A 16426-nucleotide genomic window follows, 5' to 3' on the forward strand; every position below is an offset into this window, starting at 1 on the left:
GATCATCAAGGTCTTCATGGCTGCCCGCCTTTCCCGGTCGACCCGACCACCGCCGCCGTACGGCCTGCCGCCCTCCGCACGAGGGCACCGGTGGGTACGGCCGACATCCGGTAGATGGAGACCCGGCCGCGGTCGGCCCCGTACACCTCGACGGGCAGGGACAGTTCCCACACGACCCGGCCGTCGGGGGTCAGCTCGAAGGCGCCTCCCGCGGTGGAGTTCGTGACCAGGAGATTGCCGCCCGGCAGTGGCTCGGCGCCGCCGGCGAGCGGACAGAAGAACGACTCCGGCGGGGAGGCCGTCCAGCTCCACACGATCTCGTCGGTGGCCGGGTCCATGACGACCAGGCGCGAGCGTTGCTCTCCCCTGCCGTTGTCGAAGATCAGGAGCCGCCCGTCCGGGAGCATGGTGGGCTGATGCGGCCCCGACAGTTCGCCGGGCCCCCACCACCACCTCACCCGGCCGTCGGCGCGGCCGATCACGGCGACGGTGTCGAGTTCCCGCATGCAGACCAGCAGGTCGCCCTGCGACCAGATACCGGCGGGGTGGGCCGGCAGCACCTCGATGGTGTTGGTGTGCAGGACGTCGCACGGCGATCCCGGAAGGGCGCGAAGGAGCCGCAGCGCGCGGCGCCGCTCTCCGTCGTGACTTCCCGTCCGCAGGATCGCGCGGGTCTCGGCGACCACCGCGTCCGGGACGTCGTCGCCCCGGACCGGCCACCCGCGTGACCGGAACGCGGCGCCGCGCCGCTGAACGGCCGCGTCGATCAGCCGTCGCAGCTCGGCGTCCGTCCGCAGGATGTCATAGAGCGATGCCTCACTCTTCACGACGCCGTCGGCGGTGACCGTGGAGATCAGGTTGTCGAGCACGACCTGAGCGGACCCGCCCCCGTCCACGCGGCGGGGCGTCTCGGTGAGGACGAGGATCGTGCCGTCTGCGGTGATCGCCAGATCGTGGTGCGCGGCCACGTCGCACGCCCACTCCAGGTGCGAGTCGGGGGTGAGCTTCAGCAGCGCGCGCAGCGGCACGACCGCGAACAGGTTGCCCGCCGCGTCCATCTCGACGTGGTTCCAGCCTCGCAGGTAGCTGGGCGGGTCGTCCTGCGGGCGGGGCTGGCCGTGGGTGTGGCTCCAGGTGTGCAGGATCGCACCCTCGCGGTCGATGACGTACGCCACCGGCGTGGGATAGCTCGACGCAGGCGAGAACAACAGTCCCTGCGGCTCTGTGTTCATGACATCGCCTCGGGTCCCACCGGGGCGGCGACGTCGGTGAAGAACCGGCCGATGTCGGCGTGGTCGGGTGGCAGCCGTCGGCCGATCCGCTCGTGCAGGTAGCCGAGGATCTGGTCGAACAGCAGGTTCGGCATGCGCCGGTGCCGCGCGATGAGGTCGTCTCGATACCGTTCGAGCGCCACCATCCAGGCGCGGTATCCCACCACGACCGGGTCCGCCACCGGCCACTTGGCGTTGATGTGGTCGCGCGCCAGGGCGAACTTCGACGGGGATATCAGCTGAGCGCCGGACACCATTCCGCTGGTGTCGGGCACCTGGTGATAGATGGAGGTGATCTCGTCGATGAAGGTGACCCGGTAGCGCAGGACGGTGGTCAGCGCGATCCAGAGGTCCCAGTCCTCGCACACCTCCAGAGCCGGGTCGAACCGTACCTTGGTGTCCCGGAAGTTGCGCACGATGACCGCACCGGTATGCAGGTAGTTCGCCACCATCAGGAACCGCGGATCGTACGGGTACGCCTTGAACCGGTATCCGCTGAGGTCCGCCGGAAGGGCGTCCAGCCGTCGCTCGGACACGACGGCGCCCAGGTAGACGAAGTCGGCGTCGCCTCGCCGCAGCGGTTCGCAGCCGACGGCCAGGTGCTGGGGCAGGAACACGTCATCGTCGTCGAGGAACGCGATGTACTCGCCTTCGGCCGCCTCGACGGCGAGGTTGCGCGGCACCGAGGCCCCGCCCGAGCACCGGTCGAGTTCGAGCAGGGTGACGGGCAGTCTCCGCTTCCACGTGTCGACCAGGTCGCCGACCGATCGGCCGCCGTCGTTGACCACGATCGCCTCGACCGCTCCGACGTCGTCGGAGAGCCTCCGGCCGGCCGTCATGACGCTCTTCAGCGCCGCGTCCAGGGCCGCCGGCCGGTTCAGGGTGGGGATGATGACGCTGACCAGCGGCCGGGAGCGGGACGTTCGCGGGTCAGCCGCCATGGTGACCTCCCGCCGGCGACCCGGGAGCGTCCCCCGCCGTCAGCCGCGTGTACCACCGCTCGCCGACGACCATGTCGTCGATGCCGCGGTCCTCGCAGTAGGCGACCAGGTCCGACATCCGGTTGATGAACCCTCGCCGCAGGTGGTTGAGCGAGGTGTTGCACAGCACGCCCAGCCCGGTCCGGTCGGCGACCGCGCTCAGCAGTTCGTGCAGCGGCGGGTTGCTCGCCGCGGTGACGCTCTGGGCGCGGGCCGAGCCGTCGACGTGCGTCACGGCCGCCAGCTTCGGCGACCGGACGCGCCGGAAGTACAGCATGTACGGGTCGGGGAAGTCCTCGATGAAGGCCTCCGCGAGGTCCTCCTCACGGCAGACCGGCGCGATCGGCCGGTACGACTCCCGCTGTTTGATGTCGTTGAGCCGGTCCCGGGTCGCGGCCGAGGAGGCCTCGGCCAGCAGCGACCGGTTGCCCAGCGCACGGGGGCCGATCTCCCAGCGCCCCTGCACCCAGGCGACGACCCGGCCGGCGGCGAGCGTCTCCGCGAGGGCGTGGTCGTCGCGGGGCCGGTCGCGCCACCGCTGCGGGTCGGGGCGGGTGTCGTTCACGAAGTCGAGCCCGGCGTACACCGACCAGTCGATCGGCGTCGTACGGCCGTGATGGGCCAGCGCGTCGATCGCGGTCCCGATCGCCGACCCGGAGTCGCTGGTGCACGGCGGAACGAACACGGAGCTGAAGTGTCCCAGCTCGCGCCATGCCGCGTTCCAGTCGCAGTTGAGCCCGCAACCGCCGGAGATCCGCAGCGGCGTACCGGCCGGCAGCTCGCGGAGCGCGACCTCGGCGAACAGGTCGAAGATCCGCTTGGTCAGCAGGGCCGCGGCCGTCTTCGCGGCCTTCGACTGGACACCGGCGTTGTAGAGCACCGTGTCGGCGAACTCGGCCTTCGGCGCCGGGTTGACGGTCGGCGCGGCCAGGATGCGGTCGACGGCGGCCTCGATGTCGGCGTCGGCGTCCTTCGCGTCGGCGAACGCCGCCAACGCCATCAGCTTGCCACTGCCGTCCGTACGGGGCGTCTGCCCGTGATCGGGGAACGTCGGGTCGGCCAGCGAGAACAGGAACGCGTAGCGGTCGCCCGGGTGCGGCAGCACCGGCACGGTGCGTACCACCTGCCAGTTCCGGTCGACCAGGTAGAAGGAGCCGACCACGCCCTCCCACACCAGGACGGTGCTCAGCTCCTCGTCCCCTGGCGGCGCCATGCCGACGGCGGTCATGATGTGGGAGCGCTCGTGCGACGAGGTGAAGTAGTCGACGTCGGCGCCGAAGAACCGCATCTTGCCGCGCTGCACCGCCGAGACGCCCGCGTAGCCGGCCCCGATCGCACCACCCGTGCGCGGTTTGGCCCAGCCGCCCAGCGCCACGACATCGGGCATGCGGTCCAACCGCTGGGCGGCCTCCAGGAGCGTCGTCGGGGTGAGCTGCGCGTACCGGGGAAAGGTGTCCTTCTCCGATTCCAGGCACCACAGCAGCCGGCCGTCTTCCACTACGGCGATGGATCCGTCGTGGCCCGGCTTTATCGCCATGATCAGCATTACGGGAGGACCTCCTGTACGGCTTCGCCGAGCTCTCGGGTGACCGCGGCGACCAGGTTGGTGACGATCTCGGCCATCAGCCGTGCACCGATCTCAGGGCTCGCCGCCGCCGCTCGGTACACCACGCCGGTCTTGGTCCGCAGGTCCTGCGGCACGGGAAGGATGAGGTAACGCGCCCGGCGTGGGACCTCGTCGTCGGCGAGCAGTTCGTTCCGGACCAGGTGCGGCGCGGCGTGCATCACCAGGCTGGTCTCCACCATCGCCGCGTGGTGGTCGTCGTGGCGGGCGACGCCGGTCTCGGCGGCGATCGCGTTGCGGCTGTCCTCGGTCACCACGTCCCACCAGGTGACGGCCATGACCCGGGCCTGCGGCGCGGTCTCGATGAACAGTTCGGCCGCCTCTCTGAGCGGGCCCAGGTTCACCTTGTGCGACTCGAGCAGCACGAACCGGCGGGCGCCGTGCCGGTAGGAGGCGCGCAGCACGTCGAGCACCAGGTCGGTGAAGGTCGCGGCCCGTACGCTGGTCGTTCCGGGGAACCGGCCGCCACTGGCCGCCGGGTCGGTGGGCAGACCGTAGGTCAGGGGTGGCAGGACCAAGACCCCCAGGTGATCTTCTAGCTGCTCGGCGAGGTAGGTCGAGATGATCGTGTCGGTGGAGAGCGGCAGGTGGGGGCCGTGACCGTCGATCGAGCCGATCGGCAGGACGACGATCCGTTGCCTGATCTGGCCGTCGTACTCCTGCCAGGTCATGTCCGCTATGCGCATCAGCGTGTCTCCTCTGTGCGCCCGGAGGGCTCGGCCGAGACCACGTGCGCGAGTGCGCCCGGATCGTCACCGCGCCGGGTTCGGGCAGCGGCGGCGGGCGGATCGCGGTCGACCCAGCCGAGGCTGGGGGGCGGCGGCCCGTTGACGGGTCCGCGTCGTCGTAGGTGCAGGTAGTCCTCCTTGTTGCCGCACCCGAACCCGGCCCCGCAGGCGGTCCACGGCGCGCGGGACAACTGGAGGTCGAACCCGTCGTCCAGGACGTTGCCGATCCGGTCCTTGTCCAGGGCCTGATAGCGGGAACACCGGTACACGTCACCGCGGATACCGATGTAGAAGTAGTTGTGGCCGGCGCTGCACAGCTGCCCGCGCAGGTCCCGCATCGCGGCCATGTTGAGGTCGAGCAGTTCGGGGTGCACGCCGAGGCGGACCGCGCGGGCGACACCGTCCTCCTCACGCTCGCGCAGGATCGGCACCATGACCTGGAGCTCGGTGTGCACGCCGTGCGGGGTGAGCGGGTCGTAGCCGAGGTCGAGGTTGAACCGCAGGCCCGCGTCTTCGGCGGCCCGCTTCAGATCGACGACCTGCTGTTCGTTGTCGGGGAACAGCAGGCCGTTGACGACGACGAAGCACCCGTAGCGCTCCTGGGCGAAGCGCGCGTTCGCGATGAACCGCTGCAACGGGATCTCCGTCGGGTGGTAGGTGACCCACAGCGAGATCCTGCTGATGTCCCCTTCCCGGTCGAGCTGTTCGAGACGGCGCTTGAGCAGCGATCCGTTGGTCACCAGCTCGACGAAGTCGGTGTTCGGGCGGGTGCTCAGCTGGGCGGCCTTCGACAGGAACGGCCGGGAGGCGAACGGCTCCCCCAAGGTCGCCAGCCGCACCCCGACCCGGAACGGCCGGTCGGCGATCCAGTCCACGATCTTCTCGAAGCGGGCCTGGTCCTCGGGCGGCCAGTCGGCGGCGTTGCTCTTGGCGTAGTCGTTGATCGAAACGCAGTACGTACAACGGAAATTGCACAGTCGCTGCCCGGACACGTACCAGATGCGAACGCTGTCAGACACAGGCGCCCCCTCGGCCACAGCCGTTCAGCGGGAAGCTGGCCAGGGGAAGGAACTGCCTGCGGGAGAAGTCGGGCAGCTGATCATGGCACGCCCGGCAGATGTAGTCGTCAGGCGCTTCGGCGACGCCGAACACCCTGCGGCGCAGCAGAACCGCCTCCTCGCTCGTCATGAGCTCGTGTACGGATCCGGAGCGGATATTGCCGAACTTCTCGCGCTGGTAGTAGTCGTTGCAGCAGATGAACATGTCGCCGCCGACCGAGAAGTGCGCGTGGTTCACCGGCCAGCTGCAACCACGCAGCCTGCCCTCGACGTGCACGTCCTGGTAGTAGTCCTCCGACAGCGTGCCCGCCCGATCCGAGATCAGCGACGAACTGACGGCGGCCCCGCGTGGCTCGAAATGCGCACGCACCGCCTCGAGCCGACGCTCCACATCCTGGCCGACGCCGTTGACCACGATCGCGACCCGCAGTCCTGCATCGAGCGCGGCCTCGACGTTGGCCAGCGTCCGTCCGGGTCGCTTGTAGCCGGTCAAGGCGCGGAACTCATCCTCATCGAGCGAGGGCACGTTCACGACGAGCTGGAGCAGCGTGTCCCCCTGCTGGAGCAGGGCGATCTTCTCGTCGGTCAGGTTGCTGGCGTTGCAGAGCAGCCGCAGCTTCAACCCGTATTCGCGCAGGACCGCGACCCGCTCGGCGAAGAAGCGGTCCAGCGTCGGCTCGTTGTAGAAGTGGAACGTGACATACCGGATCGTGTCGTAGACAGCGATCTTGTCGATGATCTCCTCGAACAGCGGCATCGGCATCGTCGCCGGCGGTTTGCGATCAAGCGAGACCGGACAGAACTCACAGCCCCAGTTGCAGTGCGCCGTGACCTCGATCTGGGCGGTGGTCAGCAGATACTCCGTGCACAGCTCCGCCGGCCGCTGCAGCCAGCCGCGATCGACCAGGTCGTCGACGACCGCAGGCCCGTACGCCGCCGCGAGCACCGACCGACCGACCGGAGCGGCTGCGGCGTCGTGCAGGGCGTCCAGTGCGGCGGCGTCCCTGTGCCAGACAACGGACCTGTCCAGACCGATCGCCCCGAACACGGCCCAGTCCGGCGCTCGCATGTCGGGATATGCCGTGACCAGCTCGTCCACCGTGTACGACACCGGGCTCTCATCACCCGGGCGGACGAATGTCAGATATGGCGAGGTCTGCACCGAATCAGATGCCGGCCGTGCCTCCGTCTGCAACCCACCCGTTCGTAGGTCGGATCCATCCACTCGGCGCCTCCCAGCTGCCAGCAAGTTCGCGAGGTGGCCACGCGAATGCCCAGGCTGTAAGCCGGATTCGCGGCGAAGCCACCACCCGTCGGCAAGGTTCTGTAGGTGATCTTGGCGTCCGTCGGGGATCTTGGCGCAGTTCGTAGTTGATTTCAACCCTTGACTACCAAGCAACCGCAGTTGAGGGAATTGGTCGGGAGTAGAAGCAGGAGGTAGTCCGACCGGAGTGATTGATCCACTTTTCGGACAACCGGTTAACCAGCCGTTAATCCCACCATAAACGGGAAGACGAGGTCATTGCGCAGGTGACCTTGCCGGATTCGATCCTGTGACCGGAATGCAGATTGCGGTCCCGGGGCGGCAAGGCGAGCGTGAGCAAACCGCCGACGGCGGGTCGCTCGCGCTCGACGCAGCACCCACCGAGATACCGGACCTGAACAGGACATACGTGGAGGAAGCCCGTCCCCCGCACTGGCGTGGAAGTGGGCCGCCGAATCCTTGCGGCGATGAAGGAGCGCGGTTCCGCACCGACGGCGTACGCGTCCCAATACGGGAGGCAGGCAGGACGGCGAACACCGGCCGAGCTCGAGAGCTTCGGGCCGTCACCCGGCGACGATATGCCGCGCTTCGGCCGCGATCCCGCCCATATCACTTGCCGAGGTATGGCCCGGCTCAGCCGTCAGCCGCGACCCCTTCCACGAAGTGGTCAAGCCCTTCTTCCGGAGGTGGACAACCGAAAACCTCGATAATGCGAGGCCACATTTCGGGCTTGACCTTGTAGCAGTGGGCCATCCACTCGTCATCGCCCCGGTCGAACATGTCTCGGATGCGGACCAGCTGATCGCGAGTGATCGGCAGGGTCGTCCGCAACCACTCGTCCTCGCTGCCATAGGCAGCGAGCTGCCATCCCATACAGCGCTCCCTCGATAGTCGCACCATCTCGGCGATCTCCCCATGAGCGACCGTACGGCCTTCACCCCGCCCCCGGAGAGGGGGCCAGGCTTCAGGGACGCAAGGTGAAGCCGTCCCCTGGACGTACGACCTTGCGCCTGCCCCCTGAGACCTGGCGGTGCGGTGGCCCCCGCCGCACGTGATCCCGGAAGGCATCACCTCACCGAGGCCGCCGCCCACGCCGGCTCCGCCATCGAGGAGGAGTTCGAGAACTCCCGCCAAGCCGCCGTCCACGGCATGAAGATCACCGGCTGGTGGCGCCGTCTGGCGGAAGACTCCCGGCTCCGGACTGCCCTTATCGCCCGGTTCATAAAGAACGGGCGCCCAACTGGCTACGTGACCAAAGGGAGTCTCGCCATGCCGAAAACGCCGGTACCGCCCAAGCCGTCGAAGCCGCCCACGGCCTGAGCGGCGCACAAGCCGACCACGCTTCCCAAGTACGGGACGCGGGTGACACCTGCCGTCTCCTTCCGGCCCCTGTGCCGGGAGGAGGCGGTTTTCCGATGAGGGCTTCTTCGGGGACCCGCAAGGCGCTTCGAGCTGATGCCGCGAGCCGACTGCACGCGTCACTCAAGGACGCCGCAGCCGCCTTAATCACCAAGGCCATTGACCGCCGGATGGCCCTCCTCGCGTATGGCCTCGAGGCCACTGCTGCCGGTTGCACCGGCCGTCTTGGCCGGACAGTCCTATCTAGATCATGCACAAACAGGGCCCCAACGAAAAGGATCGTGTAGCCATGCCCGACGAGCGCAGCAGCAAGACCCAGATCCCGGTCTACACCGGCCGGACTTACTTCGTCGGCTGGCGCCGTCTGAAGCCGCAGGTTCCCGTCAACGGTCGCGTCTACGTGCGCCGATCCCTCTGGCGGGGCACCGTGCTCACCTACGCCGACGGCCGCGTGGTGTTCCGCACCCGGCGGCGACACTTCATCATCGACGGTGGTTGGGTTCACGCCTGACTCCACCCCCGACAGCACCAACCGCGCCCCACCCGTCAACGCGGGTCAGGGGCGCGGCTCCATTCCTGCCGGTGCGCAGTCGGACTTCGCCCCCCAGCCCCCTAAGTCGGCGCAGCGCCACTGCGAGCGGCGGCACGTCTCCGCGCCGCATGGCTGGCGCGTCTGGCGCAACGTCCGGAGCATCCGCCTATCACCGGCGCAACAGGTAACCCATCCATCGGCCGGCCGTTCGACCTGCGGCGCGGCTGCGCGACGCCGCTCCCACACGGGCCGACGCCCGGACTTTCATCCCACGTCCACCGGCTGAAGGCTGCTTGCAGGGGCGCCCGGCTGCACACACGCGAAGTTCCGACGACCTGCGTTCCCGCTGGTCACCCTGGAGCGCAACCCCGACCCGGACCGCAGGGCCGGCCACGGCCCGAGGAACGGAAGGGGGACGGCAGTTCCCTGTTGTCGTTCCACGTGCTGTCGCGTTTCGAGCACAGCTCACCCAGCACATCCGCAGGTGTGCTCGGGTTGCAGGCCAATGCCTGCCACACGAACGGATACGGACACCGGACCAGATGATCCAACGTGGCAACGTCGGCAGCCAGGTCGGACGCCGCATCACGGTAGTCCGCAGGCGTGTGGAAAGACCGGCCCCCACCGCCGTGATCCCTACCGCCCACACGGGACAATCTAGCCTCGAACCGATCGTCAGCCAGTCCTGCTAACGGTGCTGGTCGAGGTTGAGAGTCGGTTGCAGACCCACGCGAGCCGACCGTTCGCCGCTGCACTCGCACTCGCGGCCCGGCGCGAGCTGAAGGTCGAGGAAGTGCAGCACCTGGCCGTCCTGCCGGGTGCCTCAGCACGTATGCGAACTGGTCTGAGGCGTCGCCTCGCAGAACGGAAACCCTCGGGTGATGCCGGTTGAGCTGTGCGTTCCGTGACGGCCTGGCCAGCCTTCAGACACAATCCAACCGGGTCAGCGAAACCCCGGCGACCTGTGTTCATGCTGGTCAGCCGGGGTTTTCCTTGATCAGGTGGGTGCCCCCGGCAGGATTCGAACCTGCGGCACACGGTTTAGGAATCCACAGGCGATCCGGCGGCCGTAGCGGCCCTGACCTGCGGAGGGCTACCGCCAGGGTGGAACGAAGACAGGCACCATCCCGCGCATATCCCGCGTGCGGTGCTCATGCTTCCGGATGTCCGCTTCGCTCTCCGTACGGCCGGCGGCCGTGCGACACTCGTAGTATCGGCAACAGGGGGTGACCGTGACCACCAGCAACGCGGAGTACGCGGCCGAGCCACCCGAGCGCGGCTCAGTGTCACTCGACGAGCTGGCACGGCGCAAGCATGTCCGGCCGATCGAGTCTGCCGACGATCTCGCCCAGGACGACGTCTTTGACACCGACGAGGAGCTTGACGCCTTCCTGGCGCACGTCCACGCCTCCCGTCCGGCCGACCTCGCCTGAGCCGCTGTGGATCGCGTAGTCCTCGACACGGACGTCTCCTCCCTCAGCCTCAAGCGCCGGCTCCCCTCCCCCGTCATGACCCGTCGACAAGCAGCCGTGCATCACCCTCGGCGAACTGATCCAGTGGGCAGAGCTCCAGCAGTGGGGCCGCCGCAACCGCGACGCCCTCAACCACTGGTTCGACGGCGTGATCGTGCTGCCGTACACCGATGACGTCGCCGAATTGCACGAACAATCGTCAGACGGGATCCGTCGAGACGATACGCCCAATCGACTCGCCAATCTCCGAAATTCGATACGGAATGCATGAATCCTTCAAGATCCGGTTAACCCGCCACCGATATAGCTTTCTTCCGGTCTCGGTAGCAAAACCATTATAGTGCATTCCACAATCCGAGAAGTCGTGATAGTAAGCCGTGCGCGGGCGCGACACGAAATCATGAAAGACTTCCATAAGACCGAAGAGGATATCTTCGTCCCATGAGCGCGGATCAAGCGGCCAGGCGTCGACGATACCCAGCCTTCGCTCTATCTCCAGTCTAGGGTCAACATCAATAATTCCCGGGTCATCCACACATCCCCTAGGGAACGCCTGATCCAGGTAGCCATTCTGCGCGAACTCGCTGATCAAAACAGCGAATTCGCGGCACGCCCTTTCCACGTCAGGCGCGGCCTGGTCCTTAGATCCATCGCTCGATCGCCTCCAGTACGGCCTCGGAGAGCTTTGCATTGGGATCTCGTGCACTCGCGCGACAATTTCGCGTACAAACTGATCCGCCGTTAGCGTAAGCGGTTCATTTCTACCAAAAAAGCCAGAACTCGTCAGCCGGTCAAAATCATCCGCGACATTCTCATCTCTGAACGCTTCTTCAAGCAGACGCTTGATCGCTTGATTGTCGGAACGAATACGCTGGCTCCCCCCAATAATGCGTACCGCCTCCTCTACGAAGAGGTGAGGCGGCCAAACCAGTTCATAATCACTGAGTTCCACCCTAGAATTGTCTGGAATTCGCTCAAAAAACGACGTCGACACTTGACCTTGAGATGCATGCGGCACCGCTGAGGCACTCGTGACACGCGCGGCAGAGGCACTTCCCTTCGGGGTTATTTGAAGCAGAAGCTGCTGAAGTTGCTGATTTTGTTGCTTGTAGATAAGCATCGACTGCCGATCCATCTCGCCCTTGTCGTAACGCTTATGACATGTGGGGCACAGCGCGATGAGGTTCTCGGCCTTGTGCTCCCGCACCTTGGCCCACGGATCGATGTGAGCGATCTCCACTGGAGTTGCTCGGCACGTAGGGATGGAGCATCGGTGCCCGGCTTCGACTAGAATCGCGCGCACCATTGGCCGGGGAATCTCAGGGCGTGAATCAGGCACGATAACAGGATACAAGAGACCCCTGACAGCAGCGAGGGACGAAAGGTAGGCAGCACGGCTCTCCTCACTCGACGAAGCTAACTAGCTGTTGACGCACGTGCTCAACACTGAGGTGGGACCGCTCTGAGCGAGCGCCATCGGCGGCGCAAGGCCGCGCTCTGGGAGCGCGAAGACAACCTCCAGGGCGCCAGCGGGCTCATGATCAGCGGCGCCGTCTTCCAGTTCATCCCTGCCGAGGTGGTGACCACGCTCTCCTTGAGGGCAGCCGCGTCGTCAGGCGGTCGGTCAGGAACTCATCTTCCGGTGATCGGAAAAGCCGCGGAGATAGAGCCGCCTGCTGGGTTTGAACCACGACCTATTCATTACGGGTCAGGCTGAACCCGTCCACAGCCATCCAGATTAGGCCCGTGAACTGGCGTTCGTCCGTCAAGTGGCCCAGACCCGCCCAAGATCGCCCGGGGTGATTGTTAGTACCAGCGTTGCCCCTCGACGCTCTGCCTCCTCGATACGAACTACCGGCACGGTCACGGTCACCGCCAGCTCGCCCTGATCGGGCGTGTGGTGCCGTGCGATCGCGACAGGTGCTATACGACGGTGTTGCTGTACTTCCGTGCTGTACAGCAGGAGACGCCGCATTCAGCGCCGGCGGATTTACAGAGGGTCGGCGAATTTGCGTCCACTCGTCCGCTGACCTGCACTCATGCCACGCAGCAGGTCGCTGAGAGGCAAGGTCATCCCGCGCATATCCCGTGTTGGCTCCGGTCGTATCTGTCACTGATGTGCCAGGGCCATACGATCCTGATCGTTCCTATATCGGGAGGGCCAGTGGATGCCGTCGATTGGTCACGGATTACCGACGTGCGCGCCTCCAGCTCGACGTCTGCTCGGGCCGCAGTAGAGGCGCTGCGCGATCCTCGGTCGGCTGCACACGCTGCCAGGGCGGTGGCGGATCTGCGGTACGCGGTCAGCAACGATCACGCCGGGACGCTGTATCCGGCCGCGGTGCCTGCGACCACCCTGTTCCTGGCGGTGATTGCCGATCAGCCAGGCCCGGCGCGCATGGAAGCCCTCCATGCACTGTTGGACTGGTGGGGTTGCTTCGTAACAGAGCCAGAGTGCCCGGTTTACGACGATCCGGAGCGCGGCCCCGTGAACGTGTGCGAAGGCATCGCGGAGAGGGTGCGGGCGGCGGCAGGCATGCTCCGAAGGGTGGCAGAGGACCCATCCGCCGGCGGCCGTCACCGCCCTGTCGCCAAAGAGCTCCTGCATAACCTCGACGCCGGCTGGAACGGCAACGACATCTGACCCCAACCCCAGCGCGTCCAACAAACGAACGGCCAGCTATTCATTACGAGTCATACGCAGAGCGTCCACGGCTGTCCAGATCTGACCGCTGACCAGCCTTTTCGACTCCGCATCGTCCAACCCCGTCCAAGCCCATTGTTAGCGCCAGTGTTAACGAGCTCCTCACCCAACACCGCCGGGGTGCGCTGGGCCGGAGTGCTCTCCCGCGCGAACGGCGAGACGGTGTGACAGACGGTTTCGCGCGGGTGAGTGCTCCGGCTCGCGGGGGGCTGGGGGTCGCGAGACCCCCGCTTCGGCCCGCTCAGCCGACTAGGCGGGGTAGATTCCTCTTCGCCCCTAGTAATTGGGGCAGCCCTTCGTTTTACCTCCGTCGATCACTCCTCGCTTCGAAGCAATGATTTGCTCCGTACCTGGACGTTTTCAGCGAGCCCATCACGGATCCGAGGAACAGGCGCAAGCTCATCAGCGAATTTCGGCCACTCCAGCACGACCTTCTTCACCAGGTCGGTAACCACGTCAGCCAACTCGGCATCGTTTGCCCCTAGTTTGCGCTGCAATCTAGCGAACTTTCCAAGGTTCACGTCTTCGAAACGTCTAGAATTCCCGAACTTGAGCCCCAAGTTCTCCGGGTTGCCATCCATGCGATACCAGGCAGTTGCAACAAGATCATAAGCTGGAGACAATGTCGGTATGCGAGGATCCCTATATATCAGCGACCAATTCTTAAGGTGGGCATCGCCGTTAGCAATAAGGACCATGAAAGCTAGCCTCCGAGCGAACTCGCGCAGCGCTTCAGTATCTTGACCGCGATAGATCAGAGATGCGATGGTTTCGAAATTACCCGTATACTTCCCTTCGGGATAAACATTTCGAACTTGAGCGAGATCCTCGATGTGAATCGGTCTTCGTTGAAAGTCTCGATCAAAGCGTTTAATGGAGTACGCCCACTCCTCACCGCCTGGCCAAACTGCAGCAGGCAGTACGCTCAATTCATCTCTATGCACCAACTTAACGCCCGGAACATCGATCCCTACGGCAGACGCGAAAGACATCATCACGTATTCGTTGCGGGGAACTTCTTGATACGTCCGGTCAGGAAGCTTGACGATAGTATCCCCAAGCTTCCCAAAAGCCGGCAGTGTTAGCCTGTCATCCTCGCTTAGCATCGAGAACTTAAGGGCTACCCCTGCGAGCGAAAACCTCCAATCAGGTATTTCCTCAACCAGACCGGCGCCTGCCACGTGCTCAGAGGGGTCCCACGACTGCTCAGGTGCGGCATGACCTTCGGGCAGAATGCTAACGGCTCCAGGCAGATCGTGCCCTACTTGCGCAAGCAACTCCATCTCACGATCTGCCGAAACTCCACGCTCGTCTGCGATCCATTTTCGCAGTACACCCTCAGGGAGGAGGTTCGAGAACCAAGGAGGCAAGCGCAGAGCGGCCGCGTGCCTGGCAGTTAGGTCCTGTTCGAATTGGAGGCCGAGTACGGGGCGTTGGGGGTCAAGCGCGTAATCCTCCGCAATCTCAAACCAGGTGTAGTCTCCTCGTTGATGTAGCGATCCTATTCTGCGATTCCCCAGCCATACTGCATAGCGCGTCTCAGACGGAGCCATATTTCACTCTTCTTTGTCATCATCAAGGATTAGATCTGCGAGAGGGGGAGTATCCTCGAAACCCCATTCGCACATGCGATCGATGAAATCATAAAACTGACCTTGTATCGCCGAATCGCGCACTGAGAAGAACTGCCTTGCGTCGCCCTGCCGTAGGTGCCGTAGTGCCGCAGGAGAGATCATGTGCGACTGCAATACGTCATCCCATTTGACTTCCCTCACGTACCCCACCGGATGAAGCAGGGCATCCAACTCCTGAGTTTCGCCGCTTCCCTCTACCAGGAGCAAATGGTTGGCCGCCAAAGCCAAGAACTCCTTATTGCCTTGAAGTATGCTTGGCAACACCTTACTTGCCGAAATACTGTCGCCTATCGCATCACAAAGTTCCGCCCGAGATATATTCCTACCAGTTCGCAGATCACGCGGTTTCCGGTGCCACCAGGAGCACAAGAGCATTCGGCCTGAAGCTGTCCGCGGAGCCAATTTTTCCGTCGGCGGTAGCTGCCACTTTTTATGCTCCACGCTTCGCAGCAGTGACTGGACGTCCCGAGTTTCGCTGTTATAGCCAAGACAATCAAGGAATCTTCGCGTCACTAGCGAACTACTGCCCATGTTGGCCTCAGAACCCTCGACTGAAGCTCGCCAGAGCCATCGTCGCAAAAGACGAAGATTCCTAACGTCCGGCTTATCGTGTAGCGCAAAAAAACGAGTTATAACAACTAGAAGATTTTTGAATGGCAAGAATGAAACGTGCGGAATCGCTCCAAAATCCTGCAGAAAAACGATAGCTTGAGTAAGAGCTCGCTCACTTTCATCCTGCATGTCTTGCAGCTCAGATGAAGCGAGCGCGGGAATTCGGTCTATATCGGTCGTCCGCGTCGCCAGAACGGCACGCATAATAGTTCTTTCGTCGACTATGCCGAAGCCTGTGCGTTCGTTGAGGGAAGCAGAAATATCCTCTAGCCGACGACTTCGCCCTGAGGCTTGCCCCCCGCTTGTAAGTGCTGAAAATAGCTCCGAGGCCCGGAGATGCACTCCTGACGTATTCAATCTCTCGAACACGTCAACGGCTACTAGCGGATCTTCGTGGCGCACCACATAAGTCGCTATTTGGAATTTACGTAGGTTCCACGAAATTTCAGAGGCCCGCTCATAGTAGCGTATCCCCGCCCTATCTCGGGCGAACCACTCCATTAGCTTCCCAGTCTCAAACAACACGGGTAGCGGGATCACCAAAGGATCGTTCAGCACGGGATCAGCTATGAAAGTTTCTGAACGAAGATCGTAACTAAGCGCAAAGCGTCGGTCTATTTGCCCTGTCTCGATCAGCGAGCCTGCGAGGCTCACTAGGCGCTGCTGCCCGTCGATGATCCAATATGCGCGGTCCTCGGCGGGAGCATGCACCGTTAGAGGACCGAACTGGACATCCTGCTCAGGGGCTGGACCTTCCGAAAACATAAGTGTGCCTATCGGATAGCCACGGGCAATGCTGTCAAAAAGAGCGACATTCTGCTCCTGTCGCCATACATACCTTCTTGCATAAGAAGGGATCCGTATCTGGCCACGCCTAATCATTTCCACTACGTACTCGATAGAGAAAACTACCAACTGGCTGGCCGGATCACTTCTCCTGACCATTGTCACCTCCCGTCCGTTGAACTCGGTACGAGTCCTAACGCTCTAGCCCCATGATGCCTTGGGGCGCGGCTCGCTGCGGGCACTGCGTCCTTGGTCTCTGTGCAGCTTATCGAGCGAGGCAGGGACAGGGCCTTGAACTGCGGTTCACCGATCTAGATACGAGCGTCGCCTGTGCGGCTGGCCTGCGCGCCGGGTCGGCCCGCAGAGGCCGCATGCCCGGCGCGTCGGCCTTGCCGCGGCGGG

14 protein-coding genes are annotated in these 16426 nt (G+C 64.4%); 4 read left to right on the forward strand and 10 right to left on the reverse strand.

Annotation, left to right across the window (positions count from 1 at the left end):
• Nucleotides 1-14: 14 nt before the first annotated feature.
• The 7 genes from AB0L00_RS08860 to AB0L00_RS08890 all read right to left on the reverse strand — a co-directional run bounded on the left by AB0L00_RS08860 (nt 15) and on the right by AB0L00_RS08890 (nt 7798).
• Nucleotides 15-1232, reverse strand: coding sequence for an arylsulfotransferase family protein (locus tag AB0L00_RS08860; RefSeq protein WP_364430397.1), 1218 nt, complete (start codon nt 1230-1232; stop codon nt 15-17).
• On the reverse strand, nt 1229-2212 hold the full coding sequence (locus AB0L00_RS08865; protein ID WP_364430400.1) for a glycosyltransferase family A protein: 984 nt from the start codon (nt 2210-2212) through the stop codon (nt 1229-1231). Before AB0L00_RS08865 ends, AB0L00_RS08860 begins: the two co-directional genes overlap by 4 nt.
• On the reverse strand, nt 2202-3788 hold the full coding sequence (locus AB0L00_RS08870) for a carbamoyltransferase C-terminal domain-containing protein (RefSeq protein ID WP_364430403.1): 1587 nt from the start codon (nt 3786-3788) through the stop codon (nt 2202-2204). Before AB0L00_RS08870 ends, AB0L00_RS08865 begins: the two co-directional genes overlap by 11 nt.
• A gap of 8 nt (nt 3789-3796) precedes the next feature.
• On the reverse strand, nt 3797-4561 hold the full coding sequence (locus AB0L00_RS08875; protein WP_364430405.1) for a creatininase family protein: 765 nt from the start codon (nt 4559-4561) through the stop codon (nt 3797-3799).
• Nucleotides 4561-5622, reverse strand: coding sequence for a radical SAM protein (locus AB0L00_RS08880; RefSeq protein WP_364430408.1), 1062 nt, complete (start codon nt 5620-5622; stop codon nt 4561-4563). The genes AB0L00_RS08875 and AB0L00_RS08880 overlap by 1 nt, the downstream gene beginning before the upstream one ends.
• Entirely contained in the window at nt 5615-6772 is a 1158-nt protein-coding gene (locus AB0L00_RS08885) for a radical SAM/SPASM domain-containing protein (RefSeq protein ID WP_364430411.1), read from the reverse strand. Before AB0L00_RS08885 ends, AB0L00_RS08880 begins: the two co-directional genes overlap by 8 nt.
• Before the next feature lie 786 nt (nt 6773-7558).
• Nucleotides 7559-7798, reverse strand: coding sequence for a hypothetical protein (locus AB0L00_RS08890; protein ID WP_364430413.1), 240 nt, complete (start codon nt 7796-7798; stop codon nt 7559-7561).
• Between the two features lie 162 nt (nt 7799-7960).
• Here AB0L00_RS08890 and AB0L00_RS08895 point away from each other — a divergent pair, with 162 nt between their 5' ends.
• From AB0L00_RS08895 to AB0L00_RS08905, 3 genes are all read left to right on the forward strand, one after another.
• Complete coding sequence (locus AB0L00_RS08895) at nt 7961-8245, forward strand: hypothetical protein (protein ID WP_364430415.1); 285 nt, start codon at nt 7961-7963, stop codon at nt 8243-8245.
• 289 nt (nt 8246-8534) lie between these two features.
• Entirely contained in the window at nt 8535-8795 is a 261-nt protein-coding gene (locus AB0L00_RS08900; protein ID WP_364430417.1) for a hypothetical protein, read from the forward strand.
• Nucleotides 8796-10048: 1253 nt separating this feature from the next.
• Nucleotides 10049-10249, forward strand: a complete 201-nt coding sequence (locus AB0L00_RS08905; RefSeq protein ID WP_364430420.1) for a hypothetical protein — start codon at nt 10049-10051, stop codon at nt 10247-10249.
• A 238-nt stretch (nt 10250-10487) separates the two neighbouring features.
• On the opposite strand, the gene AB0L00_RS08910 is transcribed toward AB0L00_RS08905, so the two are convergent.
• Entirely contained in the window at nt 10488-11594 is a 1107-nt protein-coding gene (locus AB0L00_RS08910) for an HNH endonuclease signature motif containing protein (RefSeq protein ID WP_364431596.1), read from the reverse strand.
• Nucleotides 11595-12452: 858 nt separating this feature from the next.
• On the opposite strand from AB0L00_RS08910, the gene AB0L00_RS08915 reads away from it, so the two are divergent.
• Nucleotides 12453-12932, forward strand: a complete 480-nt coding sequence (locus AB0L00_RS08915) for a hypothetical protein (RefSeq protein ID WP_364430423.1) — start codon at nt 12453-12455, stop codon at nt 12930-12932.
• Between the two features lie 374 nt (nt 12933-13306).
• Here AB0L00_RS08915 and AB0L00_RS08920 read toward each other — a convergent pair whose 3' ends face one another.
• Both AB0L00_RS08920 and AB0L00_RS08925 read right to left on the reverse strand, forming a co-directional pair.
• Nucleotides 13307-14545 (reverse strand): HipA domain-containing protein, encoded by a 1239-nt coding sequence (locus AB0L00_RS08920; protein ID WP_364430425.1) that lies wholly within the window; start codon nt 14543-14545, stop codon nt 13307-13309.
• A 3-nt stretch (nt 14546-14548) separates the two neighbouring features.
• Complete coding sequence (locus AB0L00_RS08925; RefSeq protein WP_364430428.1) at nt 14549-16183, reverse strand: DUF262 domain-containing protein; 1635 nt, start codon at nt 16181-16183, stop codon at nt 14549-14551.
• Between the last annotated feature and the right edge of the window lie 243 nt (nt 16184-16426).

This window comes from Actinoallomurus sp. NPDC052308, assembly GCF_040679195.1.
Lineage (GTDB): Bacteria > Actinomycetota > Actinomycetes > Streptosporangiales > Streptosporangiaceae > Actinoallomurus > Actinoallomurus liliacearum.

Bases quoted from the DNA above. Each gene is read 5' to 3' on its own strand.
- AB0L00_RS08860 (WP_364430397.1), bottom strand. From the start codon at position 1,232: ATGAACACAGAGCCGCAGGGACTGTTGTTCTCGCCTGCGTCGAGCTAT.
- AB0L00_RS08865 (WP_364430400.1), bottom strand. From the start codon at position 2,212: ATGGCGGCTGACCCGCGAACGTCCCGCTCCCGGCCGCTGGTCAGCGTC.
- AB0L00_RS08870 (WP_364430403.1), bottom strand. From the start codon at position 3,788: ATGGCGATAAAGCCGGGCCACGACGGATCCATCGCCGTAGTGGAAGAC.
- AB0L00_RS08875 (WP_364430405.1), bottom strand. From the start codon at position 4,561: ATGCGCATAGCGGACATGACCTGGCAGGAGTACGACGGCCAGATCAGG.
- AB0L00_RS08890 (WP_364430413.1), bottom strand. From the start codon at position 7,798: ATGGGATGGCAGCTCGCTGCCTATGGCAGCGAGGACGAGTGGTTGCGG.
- AB0L00_RS08900 (WP_364430417.1), top strand. From the start codon at position 8,535: ATGCACAAACAGGGCCCCAACGAAAAGGATCGTGTAGCCATGCCCGAC.
- AB0L00_RS08910 (WP_364431596.1), bottom strand. From the start codon at position 11,594: ATGGTGCGCGCGATTCTAGTCGAAGCCGGGCACCGATGCTCCATCCCT.
- AB0L00_RS08920 (WP_364430425.1), bottom strand. From the start codon at position 14,545: ATGGCTCCGTCTGAGACGCGCTATGCAGTATGGCTGGGGAATCGCAGA.
- AB0L00_RS08925 (WP_364430428.1), bottom strand. From the start codon at position 16,183: ATGGTCAGGAGAAGTGATCCGGCCAGCCAGTTGGTAGTTTTCTCTATC.